This window comes from Subtercola boreus (assembly GCF_006716115.1).
Classification (GTDB): Bacteria; Actinomycetota; Actinomycetes; order Actinomycetales; family Microbacteriaceae; genus Subtercola; species Subtercola boreus.
Genome location: NZ_VFOO01000001.1, coordinates 3940240 through 3965037 on the forward strand (window position 1 = coordinate 3940240; position 24798 = coordinate 3965037).

Below are 24798 nucleotides of genomic sequence, written 5' to 3' on the forward strand. Positions count from 1 at the left end.
CATCCGCATCCTTGGTTTCTCGATGACCACTCGACGTGCACGCGGCGGAGCTCTCGCCGCGTGCACGCTCGTTGCTCTGCTCCTGGCCCTCGTCGGCACAGCGTCTCCGGCCCTGGCCGACACCGCGACGCCAGCAGCCACCCCCACCCCGACCCCGTCGCCCACCCAGACGACGACGTACAACACGCTCCCCACCCCGTTCTCGCTCACAGTGAGCCCCACCCGCCTGGCCCTCGGTCCGGCCGATGCGGGCACCGACCACGCGATCAACGTGGTCAACCGGGGAGAGGATGCCCTGCACATCGACGTGCAGAAACAGAGCTTCGTCGGGGCCGCCGACGGCAGCCTCGCGTTCCAGGCAGACGCACCGTATTCGGCGATCGACTGGGTCTCCGTCTCACCGGCGTCTTTCGATGTGCAGCCCGGTGCCGCCCAGAGTGTCTCGGTCTCCGTCGATGTGCCCGCGAACGCCGACCTGGGCGACCACCAGGTCGCCCTGGTGTTCCTTGTTCCTGCCGGCACGGATGGCTCGAACATCAAGATCAACCGTGGAGTGGGCACGCCCGTCTACATCACGGTTCCCGGCCCTGTCGACGACACTGTCACCGTCAGTGACCTCGCTGCCCCGGGCTTCTCCGCAGGAGGTCCCGTCGACGTGACGGCGTCCGTGCAGAACGCCGGCACGGTTCATCGCGATTTCCGAGGGGACAGCGCGTTGGCTCTCGCCGGCGCATCGACGGACTTCACCGACTTCACCGTCGCCCGCGGTTCGGCGCGAACCATCAGTGCAACCTGGACGCCCCCGCTGATGTGCATCTGCAACATCAGCACGGCAATCACCAACGCAGACGGTGTCTCCACGAGCGAGTCGGTGCAGGTCATCGTCTTTCCCGTCGTTCCCGCTGCCGAGCTTGTCGGTGGCCTCCTGCTCGTCGTCCTGCTGCTCGTCTTCGCCCGTCACCAATATCGCAAGGGTGTTCGGCTTGCCGCAGAGCGATTGACCTCCGACAGCAGCGGAGATGTCTAGACACGCCAGGCCCCGCGGTCGGGCCCTGGCGATCATCGCCGCCATCGCCCTCGCGGTCTCGACCGTTGTCGTCGTCACACCTTTGTCCGCGACGGCCGCCGGTACCGTGCTCTTCCAGAACAGCTTCGCCAACCGCACGGTCGACGGCACAGGCTCGGTGACCGTCCCGACGCCGACGAACGGCACCAACGCCATCTGCCTCACGGCGAGCGGCAACAGCGCGACCCTGCCCCTGCTCTCGTGCCCGGGCACGAGCGACGCACAGGGTGCGGGAAAACTCCGCATGACCAACGCGACGGGGAACCAGATCGGCGGAGTGTTCGGCGAGACGAGCTTCCCCACCTCGAACGGCCTCGACGTCACCTTCAACACGTACCAGTGGGGAGGCGGCAGCGCCGATGGTATGGCCTTCATGCTCAGCGCGATCGACCCGGCCAACCCTGCTGCCCCCACGGCCATCGGCCCCGGTGGCGGCTCACTCGGCTACAGTCCCGCCGGTTCGGTCAAGGGTCTGCCGAACGCCTATCTCGGGGTCGGCCTGGACGTGTTCGGAAACTTCAGCAGCACCGGATTCCAGGGCACTGGATGCACGAATGTGCCGAACATCACGGCATCCGTCGCCGGCGCCGTCGTGGTGCGCGGCCCCGGCAACAACCTCGCCGGGTACTGCGGGCTGACCACCACCTACACCGGATCGCCGTCGTCGAGAGTGGCGCTCCACACGTCGACGCGTGCGGCATCGGCCGTACCGGTGCAGGTGCTCATCAACCCGACCTCCAGTGCGTTCGCCTCGACAACCGGCGTCTCGGTCGATGCCGGCACCTACAAAGTTGTCGTCACGCCGGTCGGGGGAGCGACGAAGACGCTCACCGGGCCGTTGCCGACGGTGGCGGCGGGCGTCTACCCCTCGACGAGCTGGCTCAACTCGGCCGGGGTTCCGCGCCAGCTCGGCTTCGCCTTCGTCGGTTCCACGGGTTCGGTGACCGACAACCACGAGGCCTCCGACGTCAAGGTGCTCACCTTCAACCCGGTTCCCCAGCTCAGCGTCGCCGGCACCAGTTTCAGCGCCGCGAACCCCGCTGTGGGCGCGCCGGTGACCTACAGCGTCGCCACCGGCGTGCAGGTGGGCGCGAACGAGACGAGCCCGATCTCGATGACCATGACGACACCGGCCGGGGTCGTTCCGGTGGGCGCCTTCGGTTCCGGATGGTTGTGCGGGTCTCCGAACGCACAGACGGTGACCTGCGTCACAACGGCCTCGAGTTTCGCCAATGGCACAGCCCTGCCCACCATCACTGTCGTCGCCATCGTCACGAGCGCCAGCATGACCGCCGCCACCGTGCAGAATGCATCGACTGCCCGGGTGTCGTCGATCGACGCCAACCCCGACACCGATTCGATCATGACGGCGGGAACCCTCCCGAGCGCACCGTCGGTGACGTCGGTGAGCCCCACGATCGGAGCGATCTCGGGGGGCGGCTCGCTCACCGTCAGCGGCACCTCCCTCACGGCAGCGACAGCCATCGAGATCGGCACGGCGGCCGAGCAGGGTGCCGCGACGCCCGTCGTGCTGCTTCCGTGCGCCAGCGGGCCGGCCGCCGGGTGTTTCACGGTCAGCGGCAACACGCTGGTCATCTCGTCGATGCCCGCCCGGGCATCCGCTGCCGGCGTCTCTGTCACCGTCGTGACGCAGGGGCTGGCGTCTGCCGCGACCTACGTCTACGCCTCCGCGCCCGCGACACCGGTCGCACCCACCGCGACGGCCGGCACGACGAGCGCCGTGGTGAACTGGGTCGCCACGGCGACGAACGGCAGCGCTCTCACCACCTACACCGTGGTCGCCTACCTCGGAACGACCGTCGCGTCGACCGTCGTCGTCGATGCCGCCCAGCTGACCCGCACGTTCACGGGCCTCACGGTGGGCGGGTCGTACACGTTCACCGTGGCCGCGACGAACGCCTACGGCACGTCGGCGGCGAGCCCGAAGTCGACAGCGGTTGTTCCGTACACCGTGCCCGGTGCGCCGGTGATCTCGGCCGCGACGGCCGGCGACTCGTCGGCGACCCTGACCTACAGCGCTCCGAGCAACGGCAGCAGCGTCATCACCGGGTACACCGTCACCCCCTACCTCGGCAACACCGCGCAGGCCGCCCAGGTCTTCACGGGCACGGCGACGACGCAGACGGTCGTGGGCCTGACCCCGGGCTCCGCCTACACCTTCACGGTGGCGGCCCAGAATGCTGCCGGAACCGGTGCGGCTTCGGCCCGTTCCACCGCCATTACCCCCAACCAGTCGCCGTCGCTGACCTTCGCCGCACCGCCCGCGGGCGAGGTCGGCGTGGCCTACTCACGCACACTGACCGTGACGAACGGAACGTCACCCTTCACCTGGTCGGTGAGCGCCGGCACGCTGCCGCCGGGGCTGACACTCGGAGCGACGACGGGTGTGCTCGCCGGAACGCCGACGACCGCCGGCAGCTACACCTTCACCGTGCAGATCGTCGACGCCAGCGCCCAGACCGCCAGCAGGTCCGTCACGGTCGTGATCGCAGCAGCACCGAGCATCGCGTTCGCCCCCACCCCGGGTGAGGTCGGCGTCGCCCTCAGCCAGCAGCCCGTGCTCTCGGGGGGCACGGCCCCGATCGTCTGGCGGGTCGCCGCGGGAAGCCTGCCGGCTGGAGTCACCCTCGACGCGGGAACGGGCCTGCTCAGCGGAACCCCGACGGCGTCGGGCACGTTCAGCCCCACCCTCACCGCCACAGACGCCTTCGGCCAGGTCGCCTCCAAACAGGTCACGCTCGTCATCGTCGCCCTGCCGACCCTCACCTTTGCCGCGCCCGCAGCGGGGCAGGTCGGTGTCGCCTACTCGACGTCGTTCGACGTGACGGGCGGAACGCTCCCGCTGGTCTGGTCGATCGCCGCCGGAAGCCTCCCCACCGGTCTCACGCTCAACCCGAACACTGGTGTGGTCTCTGGCACCCCGACGACCGCCGACACGAGCACCCTCACCGTGTCTGTCGTCGATGCGAACGGCCAGTCCGCGACGCGGGGAATCAGCATGGTGATGAGTGCCGGCCCGCTGGTGATCACGGTGAGCACCAACGTGGCGTCGGCCGTGCCGGGCAGCGCCGTCGCCTACACGATCACCGCAGCGAACACGTCGACCACCGCCTTCTCCTCGGTGTCGTTCAGCAATCCCCTCGCCGCCGTTCTCGACGACGCCACCTACAACTCGAACGTCTCGGCCAGCAGCGGAACGCCGAGCTTCGCCTCCAACACCATCGCGTGGACGGGCGCCCTCGCTGCCGGCGCGACGGTGACCCTCACGTATTCGGTCACCGTGCGTTCGCCCGACACGGGCAACAAGATCCTGTCGAGCGCCGTCACCTCGCCGACCCTCGGCACCAACTGCGCCACAGGCGGTACGGATGCCCGGTGCAGCTCGATCGTCACTGTACCCGGGCTCACCATCGTGAAGACCGCCGACGCGGCATCCGTCGTTCCGGGAGCCACCGTCAGGTTCACCGTCACCGCCACCAACTCCGGTCAGACGGCCTACCCGGCGGCGACGTTCAGCGACCAGCTCGCCGGTGTTCTCGACGATGCGGCCTACAACGCCGACGGCACCGCAACGTCGGGCGCCGTGTCGTACGCGAGCCAGGCGCTGACCTGGACGGGCGCCCTCGCCGTCGGGGCGAGCGCGACCCTGACCTACTCGGTGACGGTCGCCAACCCCGACACCGGCGACCGGGCACTGACCGGCTCGGTGGTCTCGGCGTCGGCGGGGAGTTCGTGCCCCGCGGTCGGTGCGGCTCCGCAGTGTTCGACGTCGGTCGCCGTGACCGTACCCGCACTCGCGCTCACGACGCATGCCAGCACCGCGACGACGACGCCGGGTGGCGCGGTCACGTACACCCTGACCATCGCCAACACGGGCCAGACGCCCTACCCCGCCACGACGACAGCCACCCTCGCGCTCGCCGGGGCACTCGACGACGCCACGGCCGGCACGCCATCGGTCGTCGGCGGCGGAACCGCTGCCATCGACACCTCGACCGGGAACCTGTTGTGGACGGGGGGACTGGCGCTGGGGGCGACCGTGACGGTCACCGTTGTTCTCACCGTGCGCACCCCCGACAGCGGCGACAAGACGATGACGACACTCACCACGTCGCCGGCGGCAGGATCGGTCTGCCCGGTCGGCGGCTCGAGCCCAGCCTGCGTGACCACAGTGCAGGTGAAGATCCCAGCGCTCTCCATCGCCACGGCCGCCGATGTCGCCCACACGACGCCGGGTTCGGTCGTGAACTACACCCTCTCCGTCTCGAACACGGGCCAGACCCCGTACCTCGGAGCGACGGTCTCCGACGAGCTCGCCGGTCTGCTCGACGACGCCGTCTCTGCGAACGATGCGGCCGCGTCGACCGGCTCGGTCTCCGTTTCCGGCACCGTTCTGACCTGGACGGGCGATCTGGCCGTGGGCGCGACCGCGTCGATCACCTTCAGCGTCACCGTGTCGAGTCCCGATACCGGCGACCGCACGCTCACGACACTCGTGCGGTCGACCACGACCGGCGCGAACTGCGTGGCCGGAGTCACCGGGCCACCGTGCGCCACGAGCACAGTCGTGCTGATCCCCACTCTCGCCTTCGCCAGTTCGTTCGACTCGACCACGACGACACCGGGGTCGGTCGTCAGCTACACGGTCACGGTCACGAACACCGGAGAGACCGCCTACTCGGGCGCAGTGGTGACGGTGGACCCGTCGGCCGCGCTCGACGACGCGACCTACAACCGCGACGCGGCCGCATCGGCGGGCGCCCTTCTCGTCGCGGCGGATGGCACGGTGGCGTGGACGCTCAGCCTGGCGACGGGGGCGAGCGCCACGGCGACGCTCACCTTCACGGTCGGTTCTGCGGTGGCGGGGGACCGGTCGCTGTCAGTGCGCGTCGCGTCGGAGGCCCCCGGCAGCCTCTGCCTTCCCGCCAGCGCGAACGCGTCGTGTGTCGCGACGACGTCGGTGCTGCTGCCGGCCCTCACCCTGACCACGTCGTCGAACACGGCGACGGTCAACCCGGGAGGCACCGTGGTCTACACGGTCACCGCAGAGAACACCGGGGAGACCGCGTACCCGGCCGCAGCATTCAGCGACTCCCTCGCCGGTGTGCTCACGGATTCCACGTTCGACTTCTCCTCCGCAAGCGCGACCCGGGGAACGCTCACCTACACCGACCAGGTCCTGGCATGGACGGGCGCTCTCGGCATCGGACAGACAGCGACGATCACCTACTCCGTCGTCGTTCTCGACCCCGATCCCGGCGACAAGCAACTGCGCCACACCGTCTCGTCGTCGACCGCCGGCAACAACTGCTTCACCGGAAGCACCGATGCACGCTGCAGCAGTGCCGTCAGTGTTCTCGTGCCGAGCCTCACCGTTCTCGCGACGGCGAACACCGCCAGCACGGTGCCCGGGGCATCCGTCGGCTACACCGTCACCGTCACGAACTCGGGGCCCACGGTCTTCCCGTCGGCACGGGTGACCGACTCGCTCGCCGGTCTGCTCGACGACGCGAGCTACAACGGCGGGGTCACCGCCGACATCGGGGTGGTGATCGCCTCGCCGACCGAGCTCATCTGGAGCGGAGCGCTCGACCCCGGCCAGGTCGCGACGATCACGTTCTCGGTGGTCGTGAACGCGGCCGACAGCGGCGACGACCTGCTGCAGAACTCCGTGAGTTCGACCTCCTCGGGCAACAACTGCGCAGCTGCACCGGATGCACGGTGCCAGGTCGTCGTGCCCGTCGCCCGTCTCGTTCTGTCGCAGAGCTACTCGCAGCCGACGGTCACACCCGGTTCCCTGCTCACCCTGACGGCCGTCTTCGTGAACACCGGGCAGGTCGCCTACAACTCCATCACGGTCGACAGCCTGAGTGCCGACACCGTCGACGATGCGCTGCCCACGGGCGACCAGACGGCGACGTCGGGCACCCTCTCGCTCACCGCGACCGCGATCGAGTGGACGGGCAGCATCCCGATCGGCGGAACCGTGACGGTGACGGGAACCCTGCGGGTCGCCGACCCCGACACCGGCAACAAGACGATCACGGGCACGGTGCGTTCCACGGCTCCCGGCAATACCTGCCCGCCCGGCGGCACGGATGCCCGTTGCACGTCGCTCGCGACGGTTCTGCTGCCCGGCCTCACCGTCTCCACCACCGCGAACGCCACCGCCGCGCTTCCCGGCTCGACGGTCGCCTACACGGTGACGCTCCAGAACACCGGCCAGACGGCGTACCCGACGGCAGCCGCGACGGTGCCGCTCGCGGGTGTGCTCGACGACGCCGACTACGCCGCCGATGCCTCGTCGACCAGTGGGTCGGTGCAGTACTCGGGTTCGACGCTCAGCTGGGCAGGACCGCTGGCCGTCGGCGCGACGGTGACGATCCAGTACAGCGTCACCGTCCACGCCGCCGGCACCGGCTCCGGCGACAAGACGATGGTCACCCGGGTGACCTCGGCCAACGTCGGCAGCACCTGCCCCGCGGCGAGCGGCAACGCCGCCTGCGGAACCACGGTTCTCGTTCTCACGCCCGCGTTGACGATCGTGCAGACCGCCGACGCGGCATCCACCACCCTCGGCACGACGGTGGGCTACACCGTCACGGTGACGAACAGCGGCCAGACCGCCTACAGCGGCGCCTCGTTCGCCCTCGACCTCGCCGCGGTGCTCGACGACGCGACATTCACCGCCGGCAGCCTCACCGCCACCCGTGGCAGCGCCACCCTCAGCTCCGGCGTCATCACGTGGAGCGGCGGCCTCACCCCGACCCAGGCGGCGACCATCCACTACTCCGTCGCGGTCAACAACCCCTCGACCGGCAACCGATCGATGGCCAGCAGTGTGGTGTCGCCGACGGTCGGCAGCAACTGTCCGTCAGGGAGTACGGATGTCCGGTGCAGCAGCACCGTCCCGATCACCGATTCCGTGAGCCTGACCTTCACGTCGACTGCCACCGTGTCATCGACGGTGGTGGGTGCGACGGTGCAGTACACCGTCACGGCCGCGAACTCGAGCGCGACCTCCCAGCCGGCGACCTTCGCCGACGCGCTGGCGGGAGTGCTCGACGATGCCGTCTACAACTCCGATGCCACGGCGACGACCGGCAGCGTCGGATTCTCGGCGTCGACACTCACCTGGTCGGGCACCCTTGCTTCCGGAGCGACGGCGACCATCACGTACTCGGTGACGGTCGGTGCCCTGGGCGCGGGTGACCACGTGCTCTCGAACCGGGTGAGTTCGACGTCGATGCCGGCCAGCAACAACTGCATCGCGGCCAGTGCCGACCCGCGTTGCGTCACCGCGGTGCCCATCGCCGCCCTGCTCATCCAGCAGCACTACACCGAGACGAGTACGACGCCGGGGTCGCTCATCCATCTGTCGGCCACCTTCACCAACACGGGCGGCTACGCCTACACGGGCATCACGATCGTCTCGCCGAGTGCCTCGACGGTCGACGATGCGCTGCCGAGCGGAGACCAGACGGCCAGCTCCGGCACGCTCATCCTGAGTGCGACGTCCATCTCGTGGACCGGCAGCATTCCGGTCGGCGGCACGGTCACCGTGTCGGGCACCCTGACCGTGAAGAACCCCGACACGGGTGACCGCCTGATCTCGGGCACGCTCAGCTCGACGGCGCCGGGCAGCAACTGCCCGGCGGCGGGCACCGATCCGCGCTGCACCGCCACGCTGGCCGTGCTGCTGCCCGGCCTCACCATCAGTCAGAGCGCGAACGCTTCTGTGGTGATGCCCGGTTCGACGGTCACCTACAGCGTGAGCATCCACAACTCGGGGCAGACGACCTACTCGAATGCCACCGTCGCCGATTCTCTGGCCGGTGTGCTCGACGACGCGACGTACCTCGGTGACGCCGCAGCGAGTGCCGGCGCCGTGACCTTCGACAGCCCGACGCTGACCTGGGTGGGTTCGTTGGTGCCCGATGCGACAGCCACCATCACGTACTCGGTGAGGGTCAACGACCCCGATCTCGGTGACAAGACGATGATCAACCAGCTGGCGTCGAGCGACGTGGGCAGCAGTTGCCTGCCGGCCACCGCGAATGCCGCGTGCCGCACGTCGCTCGTCGTGCTCACTCCGGCGTTGACGATCGTGACGTCGACCGACTCGAGCACCTCCGCGCCGGGAGAGACCGTCGTCTACACCGTCACAATCGCGAACACCGGCCAGGTCGACGCAGCCGACGCCGTGCTCACCGCCAGCCTCGCGGGCGTGCTCGACGACGCCGTCTACGCGGGCGGGATCACGGCGACGGCGGGAACGGCGACAATCGTCGCCACCACGCTGGCCTGGCACGGCCCCCTCGCCATCGGTGCCGAGGCGACGATCAGCTACGCCGTCGTGGTCGGAGCGGGCACCACGGGCGACAGCGTGCTCTTGCAGCGCGTCGTCTCGACCGACTCCGGGAGCACCTGCCAGATCGGTTCGATCGACACGCGCTGTGTCACCAGTGTCGCGATCGCACGCCTGCACATCGTAAACGTCGCCGACGTCGACACGACGTATCCGACCGGTGTTGTCGCCTACACGGGCACGTTCACCAACACCGGCCAGGTGCCGTACATCGGCATCTCGGTCTCCACCAGTTTTCTCGACTCCGCCGACGATGCGACCTACAACGGTGATGCGGGCGTCGACTCCGGCAGCCTGCTGCTCACTCCCGAGACCGGGCAGATCGTCTGGACGGGAGACATCCCTGTCGGCGGCACGGTCGTTCTGACGGGGTCGGTGACCGTGAACAACCCCGACCTCGGCGACCTGGTGATCGGCTCGAGAATGACGTCGACCGCGGCGGGCAGCAGTTGCCTCACGAGCGAGCTGCCCGGATGCTCGAACCGCGTCGCCGTCCTGTTGCCGATTCTCAGCATCTCGACGACGGCCGACAGCGGCACCACGTCGCCCGGCGCCACCGTCACCTACACGACCACCGCGACCAACACCGGCCCGACGGTCTACACCTCCGCACGCGTCACCGACAATCTGGTCGGCGCGCTCTCCGACGGTGTCTACAACGCCGATGCGTCGTCGACCAGTGGCAGCGTCAGTTTCAGCGGCACCCGACTGTCGTGGGTGGGTGATCTCGCTCTCGGCCAGAGCGTGAGCATCACCTACAGCATCACCGTCGACGATCCCGACCTCGGTGACCGCATCCTCGCGAACGCCGTCACCTCGTCGGAGCTCGGAAGCACCTGCGCCCCAGGAACCACGAACCCGCTGTGCGCGACCGAGGTGATCGTGCTCGTGCCGGAGCTCCTGCTCACCGTCACCGCCGACACCGAGACGACCGTGCCGGGCGGCGTCGTCGGCTACACCGTCGCGATCGCGAATGCCGGGCAGACCGACTACACGGCCGCCGGGGTCGTCGTCGACCTGTCGGGGGCGCTCGACGACGCCACCGGTCCGGATGCGCTGACCGCCACTCGCGGCGATGTGCAGTCGTCTGCCACGGGGATCCAGTGGAACGGCGACCTCGCGGCGGGGCAGTCCGCGATCATCCACTATTCGCTCACGGTGGCCGACCCCGACGTCGGCGACCGGGTGCTGGCGACCAGTGCCAGCACGACGGCGGCCGGGGGCGACTGTTCGGCATCCGGAGCCTGTGCCAACACGGTGACCGTGCTGATTCCCGGGCTCGCGATCGCCGCGTCGACCTCCACCGCCAGCACGACCCCCGGCGGCACGGTCGTCGTCACGATCGCCGTGACGAACACCGGCCAGACCGCGTACACCAGCGCAGACTTCACGTCGTCGCTCGCGGAGGTCGTCGACGACGCCCAGCTGAGCGGCCCGGTGTCCGCCACTTCGGGAACAGCGAGTGTCTCCGACCAGACGCTGGACTGGGCGGGCGCTCTCGCCCTCGGCCAGATCGCGACGATCAGCTACACCGTGGTCGTCGACGACCCCGACACGGGAGACCGGACGCTGGCGAGCTCGGTGGTCTCGGGGTCCCCCGGCAGCACCTGCCCTGTCGGCGGCGACGACCCGGCGTGCGCCATCTCGGTCACGGTGCTGATTCCCCAGCTGACCGTCGTGAAGACAGCAGACACGCCCAGCACCCAGCCGGGCGGGGTCATTGGATACACCATTCTCGTCTCGAACAGCGGCCAGACCGCCTACACCGCCGCCACCGTCTCCGACTCTCTCGCCGGAGTGCTGACCGACGCCGACTACAACCTCGACGTCGTGGTCGCCGGCGGTGGAACCCTCAACTACACCGCCCCCACCCTGGCCTGGGCCGGCGATCTCGCCGTAGGCGCTTCCGCGCGGATCACCTACTCGGTCACCGTGAAGGATCCCGACCCCGGGGACAAGCTCGTCACGAACACCGTCGTCTCGGCGTCGCCGGGCAGCACCTGCCGTCCCGGTGCGACGTCGGCCGCCTGTTCCACCGTCGTGCGGGTTCTGGTGCCGGACCTAGAACTGCGCACCACGGCCGACAGCAGCACCGTCGTCGCCGGCAGCTCAGTGCACTACACGATCACCGTCACCAACACCGGGCAGACCGCCTACGAGCCGGCGACGGTCGTGGCCCCGCTCGGCGGGATGCTCGACGATGCGACCTATAACGCCGACGCGACAGCCACCGGCGGCGACGTCTCCCTCTCCAGCGACGGTGCCGCTCTCGTCTGGGTCGGCGCCGTCGACCTGGCCGGCACCATCACAATCACCTTCTCGATGACCGCCGATCTTCCCGCGACGGGCGACCACGTTCTGGCCGGCACTCTCACGTCTCCGAGTGCAGGTGCGTACTGCGCGGCTCCGCCGGGCCCCGGATGCTCGACCACCGTCGCGGTGCTGATCCCGTCACTCTCCATCAGCAAGACCGCGGACCAGGCGACGGCGGTCGCCGGCTCATCCGTGGTCTTCACCCTCACCGCCACCAACACGGGCGAAGCCGACTACGCCGACGCCGACCTGCACGATTCGCTCGCCGGCGTGCTCGACGCCGCCGCCTACAACAACGACGCTTCCGCCACCACAGGCTCGGTCGGCTTCAGCTCGGGATCGGTCCAGTGGCACGGGGCATTGGCCCGCGGAGCCGTCGTCGTGGTGACCTACTCGGTCACCGCCCTCATCGAGGCCCCCGAAGACGCTGTACTCGTCAACGCCGTCACGTCGGACACCGTCGGCAGCACCTGCGTCGACGGGAGCGTCGATCCGGCGTGCTCTGTCACCGTTCCCGTCGCCGCCCGCAGCATCAGCATCTCGGGCCTGACCTCGTCGTTCACGCTGACCGGTCTCCCGAACAGCACGGTCACGAAAGACGGTGCTGTCACGATGACCGTCGACACGAACAGCAACGGCGGCTACCTCGTCGCGGTGCAGTCGGAATCACCCGTGCTCACCCCCCTGGCGGTCTCGAATGCTGAGACGATTCCGCTCGCGAACCTCGGCGTCAGGGCGAGCAGCTCGTCCGTCTTCGTACCTCTTGCGATGACCCCCTTCGTGGTCGCCGACATCACACACGCCTCGGCGCCGGGCGGAGACGGCGTCAGCAACGACTACCGCGTCGACATCCCGTTCGTCCCCAGCGACACCTATTCGGGCACGCTGACCTACATCGTCAGCGCTCAATGACCCCTGAGCGACTATCCGCTCACGGACAGTGCGGGTCACTTGGGATACTAAATGGTCAAGCCACCCACTCAATCGGCTCTCAGATAGCCTGATTTGCAGGGTGTGCGTTATTCTTAGCACAATGGAAACCTGCCGGAAACAGCATCTGGGATACAAATTAAGTATCCCCGCGGAACCGGCTCTCGGGTCCGCCTCCTACCTCACCTGCTGGGAGCTCCATATGACTGCTGTATCCCGCCCCACCCTCGCACCTGCCTCCGGCCACTCTGTGGCAACCGTCCTCGACTCGATCGGCTTCACCCGCGCCCAGTTCTGGATCTTCATGCTCATCCTCGCCGGGGAGTTCTTCGACACGCTCGAACAGAACTCCGTCGGCGCCATGGGCACGAACATCAAGAACTCCCTGCAGATCGGCGACTTCCAACTCACCTCGATCAACACCGCGACGGTGATCGGTGGTCTGATCGGCCGGCTCCTCGCCGGATACCTTGCCGACAAGTACGGTCGGCGGTTCGCGCTCAGCCTGAACCTTCTGGTCTACTCCCTCGGCGGCCTGATCAGTGCGCTCTCCGTCAACTACGAGATGCTGCTCGTCAGCCGGCTCATCGTCGGCATCGGCATCGGCGGCGAATTCATGATCGGCATCGTGATGATCTCGGAGATGGTCGCGACAAAGTACCGCGGCACCGCGATCGGCGCGATCAACGTCGGAGCCGGCGGCCTCGGCAACTTCATCTCCTACGGACTGTTCCTGCTGCTTCTCGGGCCCCTCGAGAGCCCGCTCGGCGGCGCCGACACGGTCTGGCGCTGGTCATTCGTGATCCTCGCCGTTCCGGCCCTGTTCGTGGTCTTCTACCGACGACGTCTGCCCGAGACCCCCCGGTTCCTCCTCTCGAAGGGCCGGGTGGAAGAGGCGAACCGTTCGCTGGCGATCCTCGCGTCGAACACCCTGAAGTACACAGGAGCTCGCCCGCCGGTCGAACTCACCCCCGAAGACCTCCCGCCGGTGAAGATGTCTGCCTCACCCACCGCGGTATTCAGCCGCCCGGTCATCCGGCGCACTGCAGCACTCGGAATCGCCTCCTGGATGGCTTTCGGCTCGCAGGTCACCCTCAACTTCCTGATGCCGACCCTGCTCGTGGAGCGCGGCTACTCCGTGGCTGAGAGCCTGCTCTACACGATGATCATGAACGTCGGATCGCTGCTCGGCGCGACCACCGCGGCGCTCATCGCGGGACGGGTCGGTCGCCGTACCGCCGTTGGCGCCGCCGGCGTGCTGGGCTGCCTCACAGCGCTCGCCTTCGCCGGGTTGGGTGACAGCACCGGCGCGATCCTGGTGCTCGGCGCCCTGTTCCAGTTCTTCACGATGGTCACCAACACGACCCTCGCGGGTTGGACCGCTGAAGTGTTCCCGACGAAGATCCGCGCATCCGGTGCGTCTATCGTCAACGGAATCGGCAACATCGCCGGCGCCGTGATGCCCTTCCTCGCCGTCGCCCTCTACGGTTCGTTCGCGTTCGCCGGCGTCTTCGGGCTCGCCGCCGTCATGTACGCCATCCTCGTCATCGCTTCACGGTTCGCACCAGAGACCCGGGGCCGCTCACTCGAGGACGTCAACGAGAACGCCATCGCGCAGGCCGCCGCCACACACTGAACCACCCACGATCCACCCCGCCCCGGTGCTGCACTCTGCGGCACCGGGGCGGACACAGAGAAAGAAGAACCACATGGACACCCTGAAGATCTCCGCCACCGCCAACGGTCTGAACTACCTCCCCGAGTACGTCGCCGACGTCGGCGGCATCTTCGCCGCAGCGGGACTCTCGGTGACGGCGACGGCATGCGACCCCTGGACCGGTGTGCTCGACGACCTCGACTCGGGCGCCGCCGATCTGGCACTGGGCGGTCTCTGGGTGCCCGGAATGTACGCAGGAATGGATCGCCGACTCACCGTCGTCGGTCAACTCAACAATGCCTTCCCGATGACCATCGTCGCCCGGACCGCCACAGACCCGATCAGCCTCGACTGGCTGGCCGGGAAGGTCGTGCTCGCCCCGGGCGCGGGCGGCAGCGCGCCGTTCGAATTCACCGCGGGTCTCATCCGCAAGGCGGGCCTGGATGTCGCGGCAACCAGGTGGGTGCGCGACCTGTCGACCGCCATGCTGATCGAGCTCTACCGAGGCGGCCTCGGTGATGCGATCATCCTCGACCTGGTCTCAGCTGAGGAAGTCGTCGCCGCCGGCCACGGAACCATCGTCTTCCGTCACCTCGACGCCGGCGTGATGCCCAACAGCGTCTACTACGCCCGCACCGAACGCGTCGAGGAACTCGCTGACCGCACCGCACGCTTCGTCGGTGCGATCGAGACGGCCATGAAAAAGATCACCGCCGGCGACGCCGACGCCGAGATCGAAGCCGTGCTTGCCTCCCGCTTCTCCGGCCGCGACCCGGTGCTGCTTCGCCGGGCTGTCGACGAAATGGCCCGCGGGGGAGTGTGGGACACCACCGTCATCGACTCCGACGCCTCCGACCGGTGGATGCGCATCCTCACCGACGCGGGCCTCATCGTTCGCGCCCCCTCCCTCGCCGAGCTCACCGGGAGCCATGCGGTGGGCGCCGTCTCGTGACCCTCCTTCTCAGCGCGGAGCAGATCGCCGGCCTGATCGGTGACGTCGACGTGACGGAGGCCGTCGAGGCAGTGTTCACCGACCTCGGTTCGGGCGAGATGACCCAGCCCGCCCCCGTCACCCTGACCGGGGCAGACGACGGCATCTTCCTCCCGATGGTCGCCCGGTCGGATCGGCTCGGTCTCGTCGCGGTCAAGCTGATGGCGGACATCCCGCAGAACGCAGGCCGGGGACTGCCGACGCAACGTTCGACCATCCTCGTCTCGTCCGTGCTCACCGGCGAATGTGTCGCCGTGCTCGACGGGGGGATCATCACCCGTTTGCGCACCGCTGCCGCCTCCGCTGTTGCCACCCGGCAGCTCGCCCGGCGGGACAGTCGTGTGCTCGGCCTCATCGGGGCCGGAAATCTGGCGACGGAGCACGTTCGCGCCCTAAGGGCGGTCTCCTCGCTCAGTGAGGTCATCGTCTGGTCACGCTCAGCCGCGACCGTCGAGCGGTTCCTGCACAGCCTGGACTCAGACATCCGCGGCACCACAGTCGTGGCCGAGAACCCGCAGACCGTCGCCGAGAACTGCGATGTGCTCTGCACCCTCACGCCATCGGTCGAGCCGATCGTGCGGGGGGCGTGGTTGCAGGCCGGCCAGCATGTCAACGCTGTCGGTGCCAGGCCCCGGCCCACGCACCGCGAGCTCGACGGCGCGGCGATGGCCGCCGGCACCCTGTTCGTCGACAGCGCTGCGACCGCGCGAGCGAAATCCGGCGACCTGTTGCAGGCCATCGCGGACGGGTCGCTGAGCGTGGAGACCCCGCTGCGTGAGCTCGGCGACGTCATGGCACGCACAGCCACCGGGCGCACGTCGCGCGACGAGATCACCGTGTTCGACTCCGTCGGACTCGCAGCGCAGGACCTCGCGGTCGCTGCCCGGCTGATCGACCTCGCGCGTCTGCGCGGCGCGGGGTCCGACATCCACCTCTCAGCGGCCGCTCTGGCGAGCACGGTCGCGGCGGTGACCGTATGACGCGCATCGCCGTCGTCAACTGCAACACGACCGAGACGATGACGGAGACCGCGGCCGCCCGGGCGCGTCTCGCGGTGGGCCCGGGCACCGAGATCGTCGCGGTCACCCCCTCGTGGGGCGTCGAGTCGGCCGAGGGATGGTACGACAGCTTCATCAGCGCTGCCGCAGTCCTCCACACCCTCGAGCAGCTGCCCGATGACATCGACGGGGTCGTGATGGCCGGGTTCGGTGAGCACGGCAGGGAAGGCGCGCGCGAACTGCTCGACATCCCCGTCGTCGACATCACCGAGGCATCCGCGCACCTCGCCCTGATGCTGGGCCGCCGCTACGGAGTCGTCACGACGGTGGCCCGCGCTGCGGGCCAGATCGAAGACAGCCTCACCGCCGCGGGGCTCATCGCGCACTGCGCCGCGATCGAGAGCACCGGGCTCGGTGTGCTCGAGCTCGACGCCGATCCGATCCGCACCGCTGAGGCGTTCGTGACCGCCGGGGAACGCGCGATCGCACGCGGCGCAGAGGTCATCTGTCTCGGCTGCGCGGGGATGGCGGGCCTGGAGGACTTCGTCGGATCCCGGCTGCCCGTTCCCGTCGTCGACGGGGTCGCAGCCGCTGCGGCTCTGGTCGAGACCCTCATCCGCCAGCGCCTGACCACCAGCAAGATCGGAAGCTACGCACGCCCGCTGACCAAAGCGCGCAGCTGGCCGGCCGGGTGACCGTGTTGAATGGGGGGATCGCCATCGAAACGGAGCCCTACATGACCCTCGTCGAACCAGAGGAGTCACTGTCGAGCCAGACCTACCAGACCCTTCGCCGGCAGATCATCCTCGGGCACTACCCGCAAGGATCCCGGCTCGTCGAGGCCGCCCTCGCGACCGAGCTGAACGTCTCGCGTCTTCCCATTCGTGAAGCTGTACCCCGCCTCGCCAACGACGGGTTCGTGCGGTCATTGCCGCGCCGGTCCTCGCGGGTCTTCCAGTGGACCACCCCCGACATCGTCGAACTCTTCGACGTGCGTCTCAGCCTGGAGACACTCGCGGCGCGTCTCGCGGCCCAGGCCGTCGCCAGGGGGGCTTCCCTGCAGCCCCTCCTGGACGCGATCGACGCCGAACATGCGGCGCTCGACAGCGAAGACTGGCTCGAGGTCGCCGAAACATCGACCGTAGTGCACGAGGCCATCGTCGAGATCGCCGGCAGCGCCCTCCTCGGCTCGCTGATGCGCGCCGTCAGTGGACGGATGACCTGGCTGTTCTACCTGACCAGCAACCGCGACCAACACCAACAGTCCGACGAACACCACGGCCTCCTCGACGCCATCCGCGCCGGCAACGACCGCCTCGCCGAATCGATCGCCTTCACCCACATAGAAAAGGGCCGTGCGCCGTCACTGGCCATGCTCGACGCGTCGTGATCAGCGCGCCACCGTTGCTGCCTACGGGAAAAACGGTGTGGCGGTTTGGAGCGTTGCCGTGTCGTACGCTCGGAGGAGCCCGATGCGTGCGCGAGGGTTCACGTGTGCCACCGGGGCCAGGATGGGCGGGAGACCTGTAGTGCTGAAAGTGCTCAGCTACAACTTGTGGCACGGTCGTGCCCAACGCGAACTGGAGTCGCTCATCACGACTCACTCTCCCGACATCCTCTGCGTTCAGGAAGCCTACTCATCGAGCCTGCCGACCCGGCTCGGCGACCTGACTCTGGCATCCGGTACGACAGGCAACCGTCTGGCTGTGGCGCTGTACGTGCGCTCAGACCGCTTCGTCGTCGAGGCGGCAGCGAAGGTCAAGCTGTCCATTTCACGGCATGACCGACTCGTCGGCGGAACCGATCACCGACTGGTCACAGCGCGAGTCCATGACACGCAGACCGGTCGGCGCCTGGTCGTGGGATCGTTCCACGGCACGCCGTTCACGGACTCCAATGCGTTCCGGCGCCTGCAGGTGGACGACGCCCACGAAGCTCTCCGGAGGCTGGGTCCCGGCCTGCCGACGGTGATGGCCGGCGACTACAACCATCCCATCCTGCTCAGCATGCTCCGCCGCCACCTCAAACGCCGCGGCTTCACGGTGGCGCGCACCGCCACCAGCACCTTCCACAAGAACCGGAGCCTCGTGCGGGGCAAGTTCGACCTCGCCACCATCTCCGGGTTCGAGGTCAGCCGCGCCGAGGTGCTGCCCCGCGGAGCATCGGATCACCGGCCGGTGCTCTTCTCCTTCGAGTACGCCCGCTGAGCCGGCCGACCTGACACGAGAGCACCAGCCGACGACGCCGATCACATCGGGACGGCGGATAGCATTGGTACCTATGCTCGCCGCCCACACCGTCGATTCTGCCGCCACCGCCCCCACCGTCGAAGATGTGCTGGCGCGGCTGGGCACCGGGGAGGCGCTGACCGCCGCAGAGGCCGAGGCGCTGCTGCAGGCGCGGGGCGCACAGCTCGACGTGTTGCTGGCCGAGGCCGGGCGCCTCCGCGATGTCGGCCTCGAGCGCGCCGGGCGCCCCGGTGTCATCACGTACTCCCGCAAAGTCTTCATCCCGCTCACGCATCTCTGCCAGGACCGCTGCCACTACTGCGTCTTCGTGCAGTCGCCCGGCAAGCTCGAACGGGCCGGCATCGCGCCCTTCCTGTCGGCCGACGACGTGCTGCAGATCGCGCGAGAGGGGGCCGCGCTCGGCTGCAAGGAGGCGCTGTTCACGCTCGGCGACCGCCCCGAGAACCGCTGGGCGGCGGCGCGCGACTGGCTCGACGAGCACGGCTACGAGTCGACGATCGACTACGTGCGGGCGATGTCGCAGCTGGTGCTCGACGAGACCGGGCTGCTGCCCCATCTGAATCCCGGCGTGATGACGTACGCCGAGCTGGAGTCGCTGAAGGCCGTGGCCCCGTCGATGGGCATGATGCTCGAGACCACGGCGACGAGGCTCTGGGCCGACAAGGGTGAGGCGCACTTCGGGTCGCCCGACAAGGATCCGGCCGTGCGGCTGCGGGTGCTCGACGACGCGGGGCGGGCGAAGATCCCGTTCACGACCGGTGTGCTGTTCGGCATCGGGGAGAACACCGCAGAACGGGTCGATGCGATGTTCGCCATCCGGGCATCCGCCGCCCTGCACGGGCACGTGCAGGAGACCATCGTGCAGAACTTCCGCGCGAAGGACTCGACCGCGATGATGTCGACGGGTGACCTGGCGACCGACGAGTATGCGGCGGCGGTCGCTGTGACGCGGCTGGTGCTGGGTCCGGATGCCCGGCTGCAGGCCCCGCCGAACCTCACTGATGCAGCGGAACTCGCCCTGCTCATCCGTGCCGGCATCGATGACTGGGGCGGGGTGAGCCCGCTCACGCCCGACCACGTTAACCCGGAGCGGCCCTGGCCGCAGATCGACGAGCTCGCGCGGCTCACCGCCGCCGGTGGGTACACGCTGCGCGAGCGGCTGACGGCGCACCCGCACTACATCCGGGAGGGCGGGCCGTGGTTCGACGCGGCCGTGCTGCCGGCCGTGCGGGCGCTCGCCGGGGTCGACGGGCTCGCCCGGGAGGAGGGTGTGCCGGTCGCGCCGCCGGGGACCGCGACGCGTGGCCGGGCCGCGACCGGCCCTGCAGGCTCGACGCGTGAGCTGCCGTTCCCGGTGCCGCACGCGGCCGTGCGGTCGGTGGTGTCGCTGGCCCTCGAGCGGGCCGAACGCTCTCCCGGCACGCTCGGCGACGGCGACTACGCGGCCCTGCTGCGAGCCACGGGGGACGAGCTCGACGCGCTCACCGCGCTCGCCGACGGCCTCCGCCGCGCCCGCTTCGGCGACACCCTCTCCTACGTGGTGAACCGCAACCTCGATTCGTCGCTCGTGCGCGCAGACCGCCCAGACGAGCACGTGCAGGCGTCTGGCGCACTCACCCTCGATGAGCTGGGCGACCTCGCAGACGAGGCGCGGATGCTCGGGGCCACCGAGATCTGCATGCAGGGCGCCGCGCATCCGGAGCTCGGCCCCACGGCGTACGTCGATCTCGTACGCGCCGTGACGTCCCGCCAGCCGGAAATGCACCTGCACGGCTTCCGCCCGGTCGAGCTCCTCGACGGCGCTGCGCGGGCCAGTCTCGCCCTGCCGGACTTCCTGGCTGCGCTGGTCGACGCCGGGCTCGGCTCGGTTCCCGGCACCGGGGCCCGCATCCTCGACGACACGGTTCGGCAGACGATGACCGGCGGCCGCGACATCCGCGTCGACGCGTGGGTCGACGTCATCACCGCCGCCCATCGCGCCGGTCTCCGCTCGACAGCCACGATGATCTACGGCCACGTCGAGACCGCGGCGCAGGTCGTCGCCCACCTCCGTACGCTCATCGCCCTACAGCAGCAGACCGGCGGGTTCACCGAGTTCATCCCGATGCCCTTCGTGCCGGCCGAGCATCCGGCCATGCCCCCGCACCTCGCCGGGCGCGGGCCGAATCTCCGCCGGTCGCGGGCGGTGCACGCGGTGAGCCGGCTGCTGCTCGACGGGCACATCGACCATCTGCAGGCGGCGTGGACGAAGCTCGGCCCCGCGGGCGCCCGCGCCGTGCTGAACGGTGGTGCGGACGACCTCGGCGGCGTGCTGCTCGACGGTGCGCTCCGACCGGATGCCGGGGCCGAGCAGGGCCGCCAGCTCACGACGGACGAGGTGGCCGGGTTCGCCCGCGACCTCGGCCGCACGTCGTGGCAGCGGTCGACGCTGTACACGCCCGCCGGCCCGTGACGGTGACCAGCGCCCCAGCGTCCGCCGCAACCGCAGCTGCGACCGCGACCGCAGCCGGGGCCACCGAACACGTGGACGTGCTGGTCGTCGGCGCCGGGTTCGCGGGCCTCGGCCTCGGCATCCGCCTCGCCCGGGAGACGACCCACACGTTCGTCATCGTCGAGCGCGCAGACAGCGTCGGCGGCACCTGGCGTGACAACACCTACCCGGGCGTCGCCTGCGACATCCCCTCGCACCTGTACTCGTTCTCGTTCCGCCAGAAGCCGGACTGGTCATCCGTCTATGCGCCCGGCGCCGAGATCCGCGCGTACCTCGGGGAGTGCGCGCGGGAGGAGGGCCTGCTGCCGCACCTCCGCCTCGCCACGGAGCTGCTGCACGCCCGGTGGAGCGACGACGACGGGCGCTGGCACGTCAGCACCACCGGCGGCGACTTCACCGCCCGCGCCCTGGTGACCGCCGCCGGGCGGCTGTCGGAGCCACGGTTCCCCGCCATCGACGGGCTCGACACCTTCCCCGGCCCGCGTTTCCACACCAGCCGGTGGAACCACGACGTCGACCTCACGGGCAAGCGGGTCGGCATCACCGGCACGGGAGCCTCCGCGGTGCAGGTGCTGCCCGGGGTCGCTGACGTCGCCGCCGAGGTTGTCGTGTTCCAGCGCAGTGCCCCGTACGTGGTTCCGCGGCACGACCGCGACTACTCCGAGGCCGAGAAGACGGCGTTCGCGGGCGACCCGCAGCTGCTCGACGATTCCCGCAGCGAGATCTTCCGGCGGGCGGAGGAGACGTTCCCCAGCCGCCTCGGGCGGGAACCCCAGCTCGGCGCGCAGCGGGCACTCTGGCGGAACCACCTCGAGGCGCAGATCGCCGACCCTGCGCTCCGGGAGGCCCTCACCCCCGACTACGAGATCGGCTGTAAACGCGTGCTGGTCTCGAACGACTACTACCCGGCGCTCGGTCGCCCGAACGTGTACCTCGAGAACGCCGCGCTCACGTCGTTCGACGGGCGCACCGCGACCGCGTCGAACGGGCGCAGCCACGACCTCGACGTGCTCGTCTTCGCGACCGGGTTCCACTCCACCCGCCAGCCCTACGCTGACCGCATCGCGGGCCGCGGGGGCGAGCTGCTGAGCGCGCACTGGGCGAACGGGATGACCGCTTACGCCTCGACCGTCGTGCACGGTTACCCGAACCTCTTCATCATCGACGGACCGAACGCCAGCCTCGGCCACAACTCGGCGATCCACATGATCGAGACGCAGCTCGCGTATGTGCTCGGAGCGCTCGAGCATCTCTCCGGGCATCCGGATGCCGCACTCGACGTGCGCGCCGACGCCGAAGCCGCGTACACCGACGCCATCGACGCGGCTGCCGCAGAGACCGTCTGGCTCACCGGGGGCTGCCGCAGCTGGTACGTGGACGACCGGAGCCGGCGCCTGACGCTGCTCTGGCCGGGGTACGCGCTCACCTTCCGGGAAGCCAACGGGCGCTTCGACGCGGCGCCCTTCGGCTGAGTACCGGCGGTGACGCGGCGCCCTTCGGCTGAGTATCGGCGGTGACGCGGCGCCCTTCGGCTGAGCGTCGCGCGCACCCCGACGAACCGCCGCGGAGAGCGGGCCGAGCTCAGAGCGTCGGGCTCCGGCCGGCGTCGGGGAAGCGGTCGTTGAGGAAGCGGCCGTTCAGCAGCAGGGCTTCGGCGTCACCGCGGACGGCGGCCTCGTGCATCCGGGAGACCGCGCGTTCGAGCACCTCGAGCTGGGTGAGCAGCGCGCGGTCGGGGGTGCCGCCGTCCGGGTAGACGTGGCTGCGAGCCCACTCCGTCGGCAGGGCGAGATAGGCCCGCAGGGTGTCGGGGAGGTAGACCGTGGCCGTGCGTTCGGCGAAGGCCTTCGCCTCCGGGTCGCCCGTCACCCTCGGCAGCGTGTCGAGCAGCAGCTCGACAATGCGTGCGGTGGATGTCGCGGCCGCCGCCGGGAGCGCGCCGCGGAGTTTGAACGGCAGGGTGCGGAGATCGGCCAGCACGGTGTCGTCGCTGACGCTGACCGTGGGACCGGAGACGGAGATGCCGAGTTTCTGCAGGGCGGCCGCGCCGGCACCGGTGTCGGCGCTGTCGACGGGCTCTCCGGCGAGCACGGCCAGCCGCAGGGCGAAGACCTCGAGCCACTCCCGGAGCGGCTGGCTGCGCTTCGAGATGACGATCCCACGCACGACCCGCCGGGTCTCGGCGGCGTACTCCCCGGCCGGCGAGCAGGTCAGCTCCATGACGGAGCCGCGGGTGACGAGCGAGACCGCCGTGATCGAGCCGTCGCGCCCGATGAGGCGGTCGGTGAGGGAGCGCTGGCGCACCACGGTGAGCGCTGACGCGGCCACCTGGTGGGGGAGCCGGCCCCTGGCCGCCTCGACCAGCCCGCCGAGGAACCCCTGGGGATCGTCCATGGCGAGTACCTGCTCTGACATGCCCTGAGTTTAAGCGCGTTCGGTGTGGATTTCGCCGTGTGCGGCGGGGTCAGGCGGCGGCGACGCCGTGCCGACGGATGCCGCGGGCCGCGATGAGCGCGCAGACGGCCATCGCTCCGGCGACCGCGACGAGCAGCGCCCCCATCGGTGTGACGGCCGTGAGCGCGGCGAGGATCGCGGGCAGCAGGAACCCGGCGTAGGTGAGCGAGTAGTACACCGCGGTCAGGCCGGCGAGGTCGTCTGGCGTCGCCATCGCCTGCACGGCGGTCAGCCCCGACACCATCGACAGACCGTAGCCGATCCCGAACACGGGAGCCGCGAGGAGCACGGCCCAGACCTGCTGGGAGAGGGAGGCCGGGATGAGCAGCAGCGCTCCCGCGGCGATGAAGAGCACGCCGACCAGACCGGCGCGGCCGCGGAGCGCCCGGAGGATCGGCCCGGAGACGAACTGCGTCAGCCAGCCGAAGCTGAGCGTGATCACCGTGACCAGGGTCGCGAATCCGACGGCGAAACCGGGCACGGCGCCGCCCACGAGGCTCGGCCCGACCGCGAACGCCAGGGCGGGCGCCGCGAAGACCCACGGTGCCAGCGGCAGCACCACGCCGACGAAACGGGCGCGCGCCCGTTTCGGGATCCGCAGGTCGCCGACAAGGCTCGGCTGTCTGACTCCCGGCATCCGCACCCCCGCCTTGCGCGTCTCGACGGCCCGGAGGAGGGCGACCAGCGCCGCAAGGCTCGCCGCGATCTGCACGACATACGGCAGCACCGACGGCAGCGGAGCGAACTGGGCGAGGGCTCCGCCGACACCCGCGCCACCGCCGAATCCGATCGTGAGCACCGCGGATGCCCGGCGGGCCCCCGCCTCGGCACGGCCGCCCCGCACCGACAGCTCCTTGATCCACGACGTGCCGACGACCATGCCCGCGGCCACGCTCAGCCCGCACACGAAACGCCCGGCACAGAGGCCGGCGAGGCTCGAAGCGGAGCTCGCCAGGATGATGCTCCCGACGATCCCGAGGGCGACACCGACGAGCAGAACAGGCTTTCGCCCGTACCGGTCCGACCATGCACCCGAGAGGGCGAACCCCGGCACGATGCCGATCACGTAGACGGCGAGCAGGATGTCGACCTGCACCTGGCTGTAGCCGCTCTGCTGCCGGTAGAGCTGCAGCAACGGGAGAAACTGGTTGCCGCCCCAGCAGAGCACGATCACAGCGGGTGCGACGAGGAGCCAGGCGCGGGCTCTGCTCGCTTCGGGATGTTCGCGGGTCACTGAACCCACCCTAGGCCTCGCCGGCC

The 24798-nt window shown here is 69.6% G+C and carries 12 protein-coding genes; 10 read left to right on the forward strand and 2 right to left on the reverse strand.

Annotation, left to right across the window (positions count from 1 at the left end):
- Positions 1-22: 22 nt before the first annotated feature.
- The 10 genes from FB464_RS18415 to FB464_RS18460 all read left to right on the forward strand — a co-directional run bounded on the left by FB464_RS18415 (position 23) and on the right by FB464_RS18460 (position 22556).
- Entirely contained in the window at positions 23-1027 is a 1005-nt protein-coding gene (locus FB464_RS18415; protein ID WP_116415746.1) for a COG1361 family protein, read from the forward strand.
- Complete coding sequence (locus FB464_RS18420; RefSeq protein WP_116415745.1) at positions 1020-12680, forward strand: DUF7927 domain-containing protein; 11661 nt, start codon at positions 1020-1022, stop codon at positions 12678-12680. The genes FB464_RS18415 and FB464_RS18420 overlap by 8 nt, the downstream gene beginning before the upstream one ends.
- 220 nt (positions 12681-12900) lie before the next feature.
- Positions 12901-14334 (forward strand): MFS transporter, encoded by a 1434-nt coding sequence (locus FB464_RS18425; protein ID WP_246093132.1) that lies wholly within the window; start codon positions 12901-12903, stop codon positions 14332-14334.
- A gap of 73 nt (positions 14335-14407) precedes the next feature.
- The gene (locus FB464_RS18430) at positions 14408-15307 is read left to right on the forward strand and encodes an ABC transporter substrate-binding protein (RefSeq protein ID WP_116415744.1); all 900 of its coding nucleotides are present in this window, start codon (positions 14408-14410) and stop codon (positions 15305-15307) included.
- Positions 15304-16326, forward strand: coding sequence for an ornithine cyclodeaminase family protein (locus tag FB464_RS18435; protein ID WP_116415743.1), 1023 nt, complete (start codon positions 15304-15306; stop codon positions 16324-16326). Before FB464_RS18430 ends, FB464_RS18435 begins: the two co-directional genes overlap by 4 nt.
- Positions 16323-17039: an aspartate/glutamate racemase family protein gene (locus FB464_RS18440; protein ID WP_116415742.1), complete on the forward strand. Its 717-nt coding sequence runs from the start codon at positions 16323-16325 to the stop codon at positions 17037-17039. Before FB464_RS18435 ends, FB464_RS18440 begins: the two co-directional genes overlap by 4 nt.
- 41 nt (positions 17040-17080) lie before the next feature.
- Positions 17081-17734, forward strand: coding sequence for a GntR family transcriptional regulator (locus FB464_RS18445; protein ID WP_116415741.1), 654 nt, complete (start codon positions 17081-17083; stop codon positions 17732-17734).
- A gap of 148 nt (positions 17735-17882) precedes the next feature.
- Positions 17883-18551 carry an endonuclease/exonuclease/phosphatase family protein gene (locus tag FB464_RS18450; protein ID WP_170151970.1) on the forward strand — a complete coding sequence of 223 codons (669 nt, stop codon included), beginning with the start codon at positions 17883-17885 and terminating at the stop codon, positions 18549-18551.
- Between the two features lie 73 nt (positions 18552-18624).
- Positions 18625-21045 carry a 7,8-didemethyl-8-hydroxy-5-deazariboflavin synthase CofG gene (gene cofG, locus FB464_RS18455; RefSeq protein WP_116415739.1) on the forward strand — a complete coding sequence of 807 codons (2421 nt, stop codon included), beginning with the start codon at positions 18625-18627 and terminating at the stop codon, positions 21043-21045.
- Positions 21006-22556, forward strand: a complete 1551-nt coding sequence (locus FB464_RS18460; protein WP_246093133.1) for a flavin-containing monooxygenase — start codon at positions 21006-21008, stop codon at positions 22554-22556. The genes cofG and FB464_RS18460 overlap by 40 nt, the downstream gene beginning before the upstream one ends.
- A 109-nt stretch (positions 22557-22665) precedes the next feature.
- On the opposite strand, the gene FB464_RS18465 is transcribed toward FB464_RS18460, so the two are convergent.
- Positions 22666-23499, reverse strand: coding sequence for a hypothetical protein (locus tag FB464_RS18465; RefSeq protein WP_116415738.1), 834 nt, complete (start codon positions 23497-23499; stop codon positions 22666-22668).
- 49 nt (positions 23500-23548) lie between these two features.
- Positions 23549-24772, reverse strand: a complete 1224-nt coding sequence (locus tag FB464_RS18470; RefSeq protein ID WP_170151969.1) for an MFS transporter — start codon at positions 24770-24772, stop codon at positions 23549-23551.
- Between the last annotated feature and the right edge of the window lie 26 nt (positions 24773-24798).